Below are 13,370 nucleotides of genomic sequence, written 5' to 3' on the forward strand. Positions count from 1 at the left end.
CCAGTTTTTAAAAGGATTGTGAGAATGAAGATTCTTGATAATAACAAATAAATAGAATTTATAACTTTTCTTCATCTCCTCACCTTTAATCATCATCTTCTAGTACTAGATTCTCATCCTCATAAAAAACGACTTTCCCATCTTTTACTTTAAAAGAATAACTGATTTAATCTTGATTCTCATCCTTGGTATTGGAATAAAAGAAATTATATTCACCATTCGGAAGATCACTAGCATCTAACTTTTTAGCCGCATCTTTCATATCTTGTGATTTGACTGTTATCTTTTCATCGATATAAATGACCATCTCAATCAACTCTTTATCAATCAAGGTTTGGTATGAAATTTGATAGTAACCTGCAAAGTCCTTCTTACCTTCTTTGAGATTGTCTGAGGATAAGGTATCCAGATTTTTCTCCTTTTCATCATGACTGAAGTTAGATAGAAAACTAAATGAACTAATAGGAAGACCGAGTTTTTGTTTCTTCAATTGTTTTTTTAATTTTCTTCTCAACCTTTTGGACAGATTTCTGCTTCAAAAACGATTCCTTATATTCTGGAACATTGCCATAAGAGTCACTTGATCCTTCTTCATGAATAGCCGTATTTTCTCTAATACTACTTTCTGGTCATCGTTAGTTTTATCAGAATAGGTATAAGTTACGTGGTAAGTTGGTATTTCTAAGGCTGTCCAATATAATTTAGTGATAGTAACCTTAGAATGCAGACTCACTTTATTACAATTCTCGACAATAACTCCTCTGACCTTGTTATAATCACTAGACTTCATCTTTCTGAACTCCATCAAAAACAAGGCTGTAAATATTATGAGAAATAAAAGTAAACGATTACATTATTTTATCTTTATTTAACATTCTTTACATGAAATGTCAGATGAAATTGGATTCGTTCTTTTACTTCTCTTCTCTGCCAACCCAATCATTGTATTAAAAAAATCTAGTAGACAGCCTCTACTAGATTTTTTTATATTCTTATCAACTCATTTTCCCCATAAGAAAGCATTTAGAGGCTTATCGACCAAGGTTGTTTCATGGAGTTTACTGTGTTGGCCGTTAAGACCTGTGATTTTCTTTTCTTGGTAGGATTTGACATAACCTTTAAGCAGATAGGCTAGGGATTGACTGGATAGATTGGTCACGCGCTCATCACTCTCTTTACCTGTATTGCCATAGATGTTGAGGACTTCAACTTGTCCTTGAGGATAGTTGTCTCCAAGAGACAAGAGCTCCTCATATGACCCGGTCATGCTAGTTGGTTTTCCTTCGCCATCTAGAGAGTTTTCTTCCGGTTCATCCATGCCGATAATCCCGTTAAAGTGACCGGCGATATCCACTTGTTTGACTAGTTTAGGCAGACTGGTATCACTGCCATGCTGGAGCATATAATAGACGATAGCTATATTGCCGTAGGAGTGACCAACCATGTTCATCTCAGTGATTTCGTAGGTATCCTGGAGAGCTTTGACAACAGCGTAGGCATAGTTGCTCTGGTCCTGAGTGCTGGCCCCTCAATTATTGTCAAAATTGACTAGGACAATCGGATTGACCGCATCTTTTTGAATAGTCCCTTTCAGAGTAACGGTCCCATCTTCAGCCACATTGGCTTCGATAATGGTTTGGGTCACGCCAGATTTTTTAGCTGCATTAGCCATGTGTCTTTCCGCATGACTGCTTGAGCTCCCAACCATGGAAAAAGATGGTTGGACGGCTTGATTGAATAAATGTTTTTCTTGCTTCTGCTTTTACGGCCTGCGCTTGGTTTTGGGAAATAAAATACCAACCACCTACACAAACAAGACCAAGTATTGCTAAAAGACTGAAAATAAGAGTTCTTTCTTCATATATACCTTTCTAATTTGCTTTATGTAAGAGCTAAATGGTCATAACTTTTTTACTTGCAATACTGATTACGAACTCATTCATCTTACATGTTTTCCTTAATGAAACGATCCATCTCTTCAAACGGAATCACGTTCACCTGGTCATAAAGGTCTGTGTGACTAGCCCTTTCGACTGTAATCATTTTTTGTCTCCTTTGCAACATATAAAAAGGCTTGGAAACACAGCTCTCTTGCATTACCAAGACTTTTGTATAACTTAACTAATCTAAAACAATCATAGATTTAATAGACTTGCGTTCATCCATATCTTTATAAGCCTGATTAATATCTTCCAATTTATAACTTGTCGTAAAGACTCGGCCTGGATTGATGTCGCCATCAAGAACAGCTTTTAACAAAACTTGTTTATCATAGGTTGTGACAGAGGCTACCCCTCCCGCCACTAAAATATTTTGGGCAAAGGTCGAACCAAGGGAACGGTTATTATAATGAGGCACACCGACAAATCCCATACGACCACCGTTATGGAGGACACCAAGAGCTTGTTCTACTGCTGCTTCAGTACCGACACACTCGAGAGCTGCATCTGCTCCTCCCCCGAGGATTTCACGGACTTTGTCAATGCCTTTTTCGCCACGCTCAGCTACAACCGCAGTCGCACCTGACTCCAAAGCCATCTTTTGACGATCTTCGTGACGGCTCATAAGGACAATTTGAGAAGCTCCACGCATCTTAGATGCAATGACAGCACATTGACCAACAGCCCCATCTCCGATAACGACAACCTTATCACCCTTTTGTACATTAGCCACACGCGCAGCATGGTAACCCGTCGGCATAACATCAGCAAGTGTCAAAAGTGACTTGAGCATGCCTTCGCTATAATCTGAGGGTTGCCCAAGAATTTTGACAAGGGCCCAGTTGGCAAAGTGGAAACGGATATACTCAGCCTGCACGCCCTCAGACCAGTTATTACCTGAGTGGTTATCACAAGAGCCGTCAAAACCAGCTCGACAAGCATCACACTGACCACACCCATGTGTGAAAGGTGCAATGACAAAGTCTCCTGGTTTTACCGTAGTAACTTGCTCACCAACTTCTTCGACAATTCCGATAGCCTCATGACCACTATTTCTATGTCCCTCTTCCATTTCCGGATTACGGTAACTCCAAAGGTCAGATCCACAAACGCAAGTACGTACTATCTTGATAATGGCATCATCTGCTGCCACGATTTGCGGGCGATCAATTTCTGCCAGCCCCACTTGTCCAGCTTTGGTATAAACTGCTGATTTCATATATCTACCTCTATTTCTTTAGTTATAGTTAGTATACACTTTTAGGCAAGCTTTAGCTCACATCATGCCCTCCAAATTACTTTCAAACAATAGCAACTAATCATATTTTTTTCCATACTTCTTTTCAAGCATTTTCTTAAATAGATATGGCATCTTGACATTTTCTAGACCTTTTTTAGCAATCAATTTCTTGACGAAATCGGGCATTTGAATGTCCTTTTCCTCATCCAAAATCTGACCTGTGCTAGAAGGAGTTTCCAGCTCATCAAAGGTCTCAAGCTGAGGTTGATAGTAACTATAGTCACCGTCTATATGAGACTGAATAGCCGAAAGAAGGGCCTTGATTAAACGAGGATCGCGATTTGGCATGGGAGGTCTGTGATAGGCTACACCTAGCTCTTGGCAAAGTTCCTTACATTCCACATCATTATCAAAAAGAACCTCAATATGCTCACTAATAAAGACAATAGGGACAAAAATATAGTGGTCTGGGTGTTCACGCTCATCTCGTAGATATTCTAAGACATCAGGCTTAATCCAAGGAATACCTATATCACTCTCACTCTGCCAAGTATTAGTGTACTGCTCTTCTCTAAGTCCTAAATCCTCCGCAATCAAGCGACTATTATCATAAATCTGGTCGATATAAGGGTCACCAAAATCTAGTGCCAAAACTGGGACACTGTGAGCTGAAAAAATCACCTTATAACTGTCGTCTCCAATCTGATCTAAAATCTTTCGGATTTCATCAGCCCAATAATGAAGAAGAGAAGGTTCGCGGTACCAGTCCTTGATAATTTGGAACCTAATATGCTCACTTTCTAAAAATTTCTCATATCCCATGACAGAATAGTAAGAATAATGGGGCTCTAAAATCAAGCACAAACATTCTTCAATTCCGTCATTCTCCATCTGTGTAATCACATCTGTAATGAAAGGTCGTGAAAATTTATTGGCAAAGTAAACCGACACTTGTTCTCCAAGAGCAGAAGCAACCAAATCAACTTCTTCTCTGGTTATCCTTTGGAGTGGAGTTCCACCAATTCGGAGGTAATTGTCATGTAAAGTCTGAATTTCATGTGGTTCAGGACGAACACCACGCCGTATATTCGTGAAAAACTCCGCTACTCCTTCATAGGTAATCTCTTCTGGTGACCCAAAGGTCATCATCAACACAGCTCTCTTACTCATAATTAATCCTTGTTCTACATTTGTTCTATTTTATCATGAAAAGGATCACTTTAGGGAACTTGGTATCAAAATAACTCTTAAAGGTAGACTCTAAGAGTTTAAAAACAAACCTTAATGATGGTGTTGCTGCTCACTTTCTGCTTCTAGCTCTTCGATATTTCGCTTGTGAGCTTGGTGGGTTGCCAAGTCTTCATCAACTTCGATGGTGACATTTTGAAAGCCACTCTCTTTGAGCAAGTCTCGGATAGACTCTTTACAGACCTCGATATGTTTGACATGCTCCAGACAAACATGGACAATAGCATTTTTCTCCAAGCCGTCCATGGTCCAAAGATTAAGCTGATTGATACTAGCAACATTATCCAACTGCTCTAAGTCATTCTTAACTTGCTTGATATCTACCCCTTCTGGCACAGCATCCAGGAAAATCTTGAGCGTGCTCCAAAAACGTGGAATGGCTTTGGACAGAATAAAGAAGGAAATAGCAAGAGACAAGAGGGGATCTAGGATATACCAGTCCGTAAATCGGAGGACAATGGCCATCAGGATGACAGCCAACCAACCTAAGGTATCTTCCAAAAAATGCAGGCTGAGAATAGACTCATTCTTGGTCTGACCCTTACGAATGACCAGACTCGCCAGCAGATTGACACTGATAGCAATAATTCCCAACCAAAGAAGCCCTTCGTCATTGACGGGTTGTGGGTGGAAAAGCTTGCTTACATTTTCTAAAATCACCATACCAGACCCTGTCATCAGAATGACTGCCGTTACCAAAGCCCCTAATAAGCTAAAACGCTTGTAGCCTAGGGTATAGCGACTATCTTCTTCACGATTGGAGATTGTTTCTAGAAAGGCCGAGAGGCCAATGGCTAGAGCATCCCCCAAGTCATGGACAGAGTCAGCGAGAACAGCACTGGAAACAAAGATTCCCCCTGCAATAAACTCAACAATGGCAAAGCTTAGATTCAAGAAAAAAGCCAACCAGACTGCATATTTTGAACTCATTTTTTACCTTCCTTTGGTATAATAGATTCACGAACATCATATTCAATATCTATTATCCAATACTACCAACAGAAAGGATAGGGGCAAACCGTTCGCTGTGTACGTTACTGAACAGTTTGTTCATAGTGTCCATATGACTGCACAAGATCGTCGCATTACCAAGACTAGAAAAGCCATCTATCAAGCTTTCTTGTACTTACTTAACCAAAAAGATTATGAGGCCATCACCGTTCAGGAGATTATTGACTTGGCTGATGTGGGGCGTTCGACCTTTTACAGCCATTATGAGAGCAAAGAGTTACTACTGGATGAGCTCTGCCAAAAGCTCTTTCACCATTTGTTTGAGCGTACTCAATACCTCTCTCCACAAGACTACCTGGCCCATATCTTTCAACATTTCAAGAAAAATCAAGACCATGTAACCAGTCTCTTGCTTTCAAAAAACGATTATTTTATCCGGCAGCTGCGAAAAGAACTGGAACATGACGTCTATCCAATGGTAGCTGATGAACTGATTCAATCACACCCCAACATTCCTCACTCATATCTCAAGCACCTGGTTGTAACCAACTTCATTGAAACCCTGACCTGGTGGTTGAAAAAAGGCAAGTCCTACAGCGAGCAGGAAGTAGTCCAGTTTTATTTGGAGATTTTAAACGTCGCTTCTAACTAAGGTGCGACTTTACATCATGTATCATAGAAAGGAAAACTATGCTCCTCCTCATTCTTCTTGGTATTTTCACAGCTTTCTTATCCCTTGCTTTTGCTCTTCTTCATTTAATGGCCAGTCTTTCAGAATTAAGAAAGCACAAGAATACTCTAGGAAATCGGCTTCTCCTTATCGGAAGCAACCTTGCGACCTTCTCTCATCCTTTACTTCCTTTTGCCAATTGTTGCTTTATTCCTTTGGCTGATCGGAGTTAGCTTGATTTGCTACGGAGCCTATTGGAATGGCAAGCATAAAGGAAATTTCCATCTAGTAGCCCACTACCTGATTCGGATCGGAATCGCTCTGGTAATTACGATTTTATTAACTCTTGTATAAGAAAAGATCAAGTTTTATTAATGAAAACTTGAGCTTTTTTCTTATATTTATGATATTAAACATTCTGCTTTTCTTTAAACATTTTGACCTTTTCTTGGCAGTAATTCATTAATTTCTGTGCTTTTTCAAATGAGTAGCCTTTTTCAGATACCGACTTGACTTTCTTTTCATCAAAGTAGTAGCCAGTCAAGCCACTGACTTCCTCTGATAAGGTGAGATAATAGCCTGTTTCGATTCCCTGATCTAAATCTTTTGAAAGAGACTTCATCAAGCGTCCGAAGAGAGACTTTTCCGTCTTTTTATCACTAGAATTATTCCCTAAGTTGGTTAAAATCAAGCCGGGATGGTAGGCATTAATAGTGGTATTTGAACCTTTTAAAAAGAAATCTCTTGCTAGATAGCGTGTCATCCAAATGGTGTAGAGCTTGGAATTATTGTAGGCCAAACCGGGATTGTATTCTTTCTCAAAGCCAAAGTCCAAATCCTTCACTTTCGCAAAATGGTGCATATAGGAAGAGGTATTGATAACAAGGCCATCAGGCAATTTTTCTAACAAGGGGATTAGCTCTGTTATAAAAATATAGGGAACCAGAACGGATAACATGAAAGTTAGTTCGACATTTTCACCACTCGCTTTTCGCTCTTTCCCTGCATACAGACCTGCATTGTTAAATAAGATATCAATCCTTTGAAAGTCTCGCTTGATTTCCTCCACAAATCGATAAACATTATCTAATTTTGAAAAATCAGCCAAGTAGCTAGACACTCTGCCTCTCAAGGAGACTGCCCGAACCTCCTGAGTAGCCAATTCCAGCTTTTGAGGATTGCGACCGTGGAGGATGATATGATAGCCTTCACTAGACGGTTTCTTTGCTAGATGCTTACCGATACCGTCCGTAGCACCTGTTAGATGTAGGAAGTAATAACGATCGTCAAGATATCACAACACTTGTTGTCAATGATAAAGATCAAAAAACACTTCAAAATTACATCAAACTCAATCATCGTGAAACTGGTCAGAAGCTTGATTTGACTGAAAAAGGCATTATTATCTCAGAGAAATTGGCGGACCTAGCTGGTATTTCTGTAGGTGATGAAGTAACCGTTCAAAATAGCCAGGACAAAGACATCAAACTCAAAGTTTCTGGTATTTCTGAGATGTACATGGGGCACTTCATCTTTATGAACGAATCTACTTATAAGGATGCTTTCGGAAAAGAGGCTAGCCAAAATGCTACGATACTTACACTAAAAGATCATTCAGACAAAAATGTTGAGCAAACAGCCAGTCGATTTATGTCTCTTGATGGTGTAAAAGGGGATGTCCAAAATACTACTCTAAAGGCACAAATTAAGACCATCGTCAACTCACTTAGCCGTGTTATGGGAGTTTTGATTGGTGTTTCTATTCTTCTTGCTTTTGTTGTTCTCTTCAATTTAACGAATATCAATGTGGCAGAGCGTATCCGCGAATTATCAACCATTAAGGTTCTAGGTTTCTTTAATAAAGAAGTGACGCTCTACATCTATCGAGAAACAATTTATCTTTCTATCATTGGTATCTTGGTTGAATTCGGACTTGGTTTGGGACTGCATCAATACATGGTAGATGTTATCACGCCTGAAAATATTATGTTCAATCCAAATCTTGGCTGGCTCATCTACGCTGTTCCAACACTAGTAATCATTATCATTCTGACAGGTTCTGGGTATCTTTGTGAACCAACACCTTAAGAAAGTCAATATGCTCGAGGCTCTAAAATCTGTTGAGTGAGATATGCTATAACTTAATAAATAAAACGGAAGAGTTAGGACCACTTCGTCGTTTTAAAACAAGATACTCCCCTATGTCGAATAGGGGAGTATCTTGGCTCTATAATTTCTGTAGTGGGTAAAACTACTGTAGAGATTATAGAGCTTTTTGAGTGTACACAAAAAGTCCCATAAGAACTATAATGAAAAGCAACCAAACCATCATTAGGAAGAACTTATGAGACTTATTAAGAATACCACATAATTAATCGGAATTAAAGACCAAAATATCAAGATTTCACTTATTTTTGAAACTGACACTCATATCGAGATTCAAGCAAAACTTGATTACCCTGCACCATCATGTCCTCACTGCCAAGGAAAGATGATCAAGTACGACTTTCAAAAGCCTTCTAAAATCCCTCTTCTCGAGCAAGCGGGAACGCCAACTCTACTACGTCTGAAAAAACGTCGTTTCCAGTGTAAAAGTTGTAGAAGTGTCACGGTAGCTGAGACATCTATCGTTGAGAAAAACTGCCAAATCTCCAATCTAGTCCGACAAAAAGTTACACAGCTTCTAACTGAGAAGGTGTCACTAACTGATATTGCAAGAAGACTTCGCGTGTCGACGTCCACTGTCTATCGTAAGCTTGATCAGTTCACTTTCAAGGAACATTATGACAAACTCCCTGCTGTTATGTCCTGGGATGAGTTTGGGTTCAAGAAAGGGGAATTGGCTTTTGTGGCGCAGAATTATGAGACAAACCAACTCATAACCATCCTTGATAATCGCCGCCAAACTACTATACGAAACTACTTTTTGAAGTATCCATTGAAAGTCCGGCAACAGGTACAGTTTATCACGATGGATATGTCTGGAGCTTATATTCCACTGGCTCGCAAGCTCTTTCCAAACGCAAAAATCGTTCTTGATCGTTTCCACATCATCCAGCACCTTGGACGTGCCTTTTTAAAGACTAGAATTGCAATTATGAACCAGTTCGATAAGAAGTCACTACCCTATCGAGCCTTGAAAAATCACTGGCGACTCTTCCAAAAGGACAGCTGTAAGTTATCTCTCAACTCTTTCTATTCAAAGACTTTCCGCCAAACTTTAGCACCACATGAAGTTGTTAAGAAGACACTAGTCTTTTCAAAAGAGCTTACTGACTACTATACACTTTATCAGCTTTTGCTTTTTCACTTTCAGGAGAAGAGAGTAGGTGAGTTCTTTGACCTGATAGAGGAAAATAGAAGCAAGGTCAATCACTATTTTCAAACGGTCTTTAGGACTTTTCTTAGACACAAGCAATACATCAAAAACGCACTAGAAACGGACTATTCAAACGCGAAACTTGAAGCGACTAATAAGTTGATCAAAGACATCAAACGTTTGGGCTTCGGTTTTAGAAACTTTATCAACTTTAAGAAGCGTGTCTTCATCACTCTGAACATTCATAAAAAGAGGACCTATCCGGCCCTCTCTAGATATTAGCTTTTCGTCACCCACTATAGTTGACAAAGAGACAGTATCTTATTTATATGCTTATTCAGCCTTAGTAATATCTTTACGCATTTCATCAACATTGAATTTAGCAAAGAGATATTGACGGTCTTGAACTGGGAAGCGTTGATCGAGTTGGTCAACTGGTCCAACTTCAATAATACCATTCTCGATAACAAAGTCCATAACGTGACCACCGAATGTCAAGTCATCTGAAATAAAATGGAGATGGTAACCAGCAACACTCACACCGTGGAACATTTCAGGTGTCCAGATACCAACGATTGTACCTGAAATATCATCTACCTCATACTCAGGTTGGCGAGTGGCAACATCAGCAAACTTAATGTCCGCATTTGATTTTGGAATCATGCGCACGTGCATGTGTTTAAAATGACCTTTGATTTTGATTGAACGGAAAAGATTGACCCCATCATAGTATGATTCAATACGATCCTCAAGTTCTTTATCAGTCATTTCATAACGTTGACGGAAGATAACTTCAGCTTGGTGAGGTACGACTGCTGCATAGGGAACTTTTTCATCAGGAGAAACTTCTACCACTTCGACTTTACCTTCAGAGCCTTTAGCTTGGTAGGCTTTACCGTCAAGAATAATCAACTCACCATCGATAGAATCTAATGTTCCGAGACCCAAGTCTCCATGCTCTAACAACTCTCCAACGGTTAAAGTACCTCCATAAAGCCCAGCCATCAAGGCTCCCAAAGTATTATATTGAAATAATTTTATGGCTTCAGACATGTCTACACCCTCTTTTTAGTAAAATTCATCTGGCAAAATAGTTTCGCCGAGTTTAATGTTATCTTTATAGTCAATTGGAACATCAATAAGGACTAGTCCATCTACAGCCTGAGTCAAAGCCTCTTGAAGCAAGCTAGCAAATGCTGCTTTACTTGTTGCACGATAACCTTTGGCTCCAAAGCTCTCAGCATATTTTACAAAATCTACAGGACCAAAGTCAACCCCAGATGAACGACCGTACTTCATTTCTTCCTGGAATTCCACCATATTGTAATGACCATCGTTCCAGATAATATGGACAATTGGCAATTTCAAACGAACTGCTGTTTCCAATTCTTGTGCTGAGAAGAGGAAACCACCATCACCAGAAACAGAAATCACTTTTGTCTTAGGACGAACCAAAGCTGCAGAGATAGCCCATGGAAGAGCAACACCTAGCGTTTGCATCCCATTTGAGAAAAGCAAATGACGTGGTTCATACGATTTGAAATAACGTGCCATCCAAATATAGTGACTACCAACATCAACCGTAACAGTCATATCATCATCTGTTTGTTCTTGCAAAACTTCGATTAAATCTAGCGGATGCACCGTACCTTCATCAGGCTGACGGTCAAACTTAACATCCTCAACAACATTGTTTTTCAAACCTTTAAGATATTCAATCGAACCTTCAGGCAATTTATAACCTTGAATAGCGGGCAAAAGCAAGTTTAAGCTCGCTTCTACATTACCAATCAATTCACGTTCCGGTTGGAAGTAAGTGTCCACCTCGGCCGGCTCAACATCAATAACGATGATACGTGCTGAAATTTCAGCATTCCAGTTACGTGCTTCATATTCGATTGGGTCATAACCAATGGCAATAACTAAGTCGGATTTTTTAAGCAACATGTCTCCGGGTTGGTTACGGAAAAGACCTACACGACCAAAGAAAGTATCTTCTTCAAGGTCACGTGACACGATACCGGCACCTTGGAAAGTTTCAACAACTGGCAATTTAACATGCTTCAAAATTTGGCGAATAGAGTAAGTTACGGCTTCTGATGAGGCACCATTCCCCAAAAGAAAGACTGGCAACACTGCATTTTTAATGGCTTGTGCGAGATAGTTAATATCAGAAACAGATGCTGAACCAAGTTTTGGATCTGTCATAGGCTTAATAGCCTTAACACTGACCGGAGCATCCGTCACGTCTTGAGGAATTGAAATGAAGCTTGCACCTGGTTTCCCTGACTTAGCGTGACGATAGGCATTAGCAACCGTTTCAGAAAGGGTGTTAGCATCATGTACTTCAGCAGCATATTTGGTAATTGGCTCAAGCATAGCAACGTTATTCATTGATTGGTGGGCACGTTTCAAGAGATCTGCACGCTTAACCTGACCACCAATAGCAAGAACAGGGTCTCCTTCATCCGTCGCTGTTACCAAACCAGTAGCCAAATTGGAGACACCTGGACCAGATGTTACCAATACTACACCTGGTTTCCCAGTAATACGTCCAACACCTTGAGCCATAAAAGCAGCATTTTGCTCATGACGGGCAACAATCAATTCAGGTCCCTTATCTTCCAAGGTATCAAAAACCCTATCGATTTTTGCGCCTGGAATCCCAAAGACATACTCAACATCATGGTTGATCAAACTATCAACCACTAAATCTGCACCATACAATTGCTTTTCTTCTGACATGAACACAGTCCTTCTAGCCCTAAAATGGTAGAGCCAACTTTCCTTTCAAGTATAAGTCACAAAGTGTCAAAGTCTGCTCGTTTTTTCACAAACTTTCATCAATTCACAATTCTGTTATCATTATAGCACAGTTTTCAGACAATCTTGTGAAAAAAGGCAGACTAGGTGACTAAAACAAGATGACTACTTAAAAAGGCAAAACTTCCTATTACTAAAACAGCAATGCCTGAAAATACAGAATGTAAGGTCTCCGAGTAAATATATAGTTTCTGTAATTCTTTCATGTTAAGTGACAACTGAAAATAATTGGTTTCGATTATCCCCATCATTGTCTGACCTATCGCTAGAAAAACATAACTCATTAGTACTGTATAAATGTTCGAAGATGTACTAAATAAAAGTAGATATAGAACATAAAATGAAAGACCTAAGGCGAAAGCTTTCATATGAGAACTTATTTGTTTCACGAAGCTAAGAAGGAAGCTCATTACTAAGAATGAAACTGCTAAAAATGATAAGGAAAAGGAATACATAGAATCACTAATACCGAGATACTTTGTTAAATAAACAACTTCATAAGTATCATAAACAACTCCAATTGATCCCACAATAACTCCAGATAATAGAACTAATGCAATTTTTTTGGATCTCAGAATGTTAAATAATGTAATGTTTAAATTTTGTTTTTTTCTTTCTTCTTTCAAATTTAAAGTCGAAATATTTGGTAAAAATAAAAGACTAGTAGCTCCCACTATCAAAAGAAGAGCATAAACTGCAAACAATAAAAAGTGACTTTTATTAATAAATAAACCAACAAACAACGGTGCTAAAAAATAAGATACTGAACCAATGCTTGTATACCTAGCGTTAAACTTAATCAATGAATCCTTGTCTATAATAATTGGTACACAACTATATAATAAACTGGAAAACAATACATTGACAACCTCAATTATGAATACAACTAATAGGACAATTATATGGTTTAATCCAAAACCTAGTAAGAAAAGTAAGATTGCCTTTGTAATTTCTAACAGAATAAGCAGGTATTTTCTGCTCAGTTTACTATTTGAGATATTAATCCTATTTGTAACTATTGCAGCTAAACACTTTACCACCCAAAAATACATAACTAATTGCACAGAAATTCTAGACAATAGAATGTTGATCAAGATAGTATAACCATACTCTGAGATTAACGATGAGAAACGATTAAAATAAATACTCAATGCTGCATATTTTTTTATTTTCAATATT

The 13,370-nt window shown here is 38.9% G+C and carries 9 protein-coding genes and 4 pseudogenes; 4 read left to right on the forward strand and 9 right to left on the reverse strand.

The genetic code is table 11. From position 1 onward, the window contains the following. Positions 1-166: 166 nt before the first annotated feature. The 5 genes and pseudogenes from MHH90_RS05140 to MHH90_RS05160 all read right to left on the reverse strand — a co-directional run bounded on the left by MHH90_RS05140 (position 167) and on the right by MHH90_RS05160 (position 5,358). Positions 167-490, reverse strand: coding sequence for a hypothetical protein (locus MHH90_RS05140; RefSeq protein ID WP_014621541.1), 324 nt, complete (start codon positions 488-490; stop codon positions 167-169). A 510-nt stretch (positions 491-1,000) separates the two neighbouring features. Further along, a pseudogene (locus tag MHH90_RS05145) lies at positions 1,001-1,865 on the reverse strand (alpha/beta hydrolase). Positions 1,866-2,121: 256 nt separating this feature from the next. Next, positions 2,122-3,159 carry a zinc-binding dehydrogenase gene (locus tag MHH90_RS05150; RefSeq protein ID WP_011681096.1) on the reverse strand — a complete coding sequence of 346 codons (1,038 nt, stop codon included), beginning with the start codon at positions 3,157-3,159 and terminating at the stop codon, positions 2,122-2,124. 96 nt (positions 3,160-3,255) lie between these two features. Next, positions 3,256-4,350: a ferrochelatase gene (hemH, locus tag MHH90_RS05155; protein ID WP_232975692.1), complete on the reverse strand. Its 1,095-nt coding sequence runs from the start codon at positions 4,348-4,350 to the stop codon at positions 3,256-3,258. Between the two features lie 111 nt (positions 4,351-4,461). Next, positions 4,462-5,358, reverse strand: coding sequence for a cation diffusion facilitator family transporter (locus tag MHH90_RS05160; RefSeq protein ID WP_065973155.1), 897 nt, complete (start codon positions 5,356-5,358; stop codon positions 4,462-4,464). 133 nt (positions 5,359-5,491) lie between these two features. Here MHH90_RS05160 and MHH90_RS05165 point away from each other — a divergent pair, with 133 nt between their 5' ends. Both MHH90_RS05165 and MHH90_RS05170 read left to right on the forward strand, forming a co-directional pair. Then, the gene (locus MHH90_RS05165; protein ID WP_002944663.1) at positions 5,492-6,031 is read left to right on the forward strand and encodes a TetR/AcrR family transcriptional regulator; all 540 of its coding nucleotides are present in this window, start codon (positions 5,492-5,494) and stop codon (positions 6,029-6,031) included. A 38-nt stretch (positions 6,032-6,069) separates the two neighbouring features. Then, a pseudogene (locus MHH90_RS05170) lies at positions 6,070-6,403 on the forward strand (glucuronide permease). A 55-nt stretch (positions 6,404-6,458) separates the two neighbouring features. On the opposite strand, the pseudogene MHH90_RS05175 reads toward MHH90_RS05170, so the two are convergent. After that, positions 6,459-7,313: pseudogene (locus MHH90_RS05175) on the reverse strand (SDR family NAD(P)-dependent oxidoreductase); the annotation flags it as partial. A 119-nt stretch (positions 7,314-7,432) separates the two neighbouring features. On the opposite strand from MHH90_RS05175, the gene MHH90_RS05180 reads away from it, so the two are divergent. Both MHH90_RS05180 and MHH90_RS05185 read left to right on the forward strand, forming a co-directional pair. Continuing rightward, the gene (locus MHH90_RS05180; RefSeq protein ID WP_252989159.1) at positions 7,433-8,137 is read left to right on the forward strand and encodes an ABC transporter permease; all 705 of its coding nucleotides are present in this window, start codon (positions 7,433-7,435) and stop codon (positions 8,135-8,137) included. Positions 8,138-8,423: 286 nt separating this feature from the next. Then, a pseudogene (locus MHH90_RS05185) lies at positions 8,424-9,643 on the forward strand (ISL3 family transposase). A 58-nt stretch (positions 9,644-9,701) separates the two neighbouring features. Here the strand turns inward: MHH90_RS05185 and budA are convergent. From budA to MHH90_RS05200, 3 genes are all read right to left on the reverse strand, one after another. Further along, complete coding sequence (gene budA / locus MHH90_RS05190) at positions 9,702-10,421, reverse strand: acetolactate decarboxylase (protein WP_340725814.1); 720 nt, start codon at positions 10,419-10,421, stop codon at positions 9,702-9,704. 15 nt (positions 10,422-10,436) lie between these two features. Next, on the reverse strand, positions 10,437-12,113 hold the full coding sequence (gene alsS, locus MHH90_RS05195; RefSeq protein ID WP_340725815.1) for an acetolactate synthase AlsS: 1,677 nt from the start codon (positions 12,111-12,113) through the stop codon (positions 10,437-10,439). Positions 12,114-12,274: 161 nt separating this feature from the next. Further along, positions 12,275-13,366, reverse strand: a complete 1,092-nt coding sequence (locus MHH90_RS05200) for an MFS transporter (protein WP_340725816.1) — start codon at positions 13,364-13,366, stop codon at positions 12,275-12,277. Positions 13,367-13,370: the final 4 nt, after the last annotated feature.

The organism is Streptococcus sp. FSL E2-3488, assembly GCF_038003585.1.
Taxonomy (GTDB): domain Bacteria; phylum Bacillota; class Bacilli; order Lactobacillales; family Streptococcaceae; genus Streptococcus; species Streptococcus thermophilus.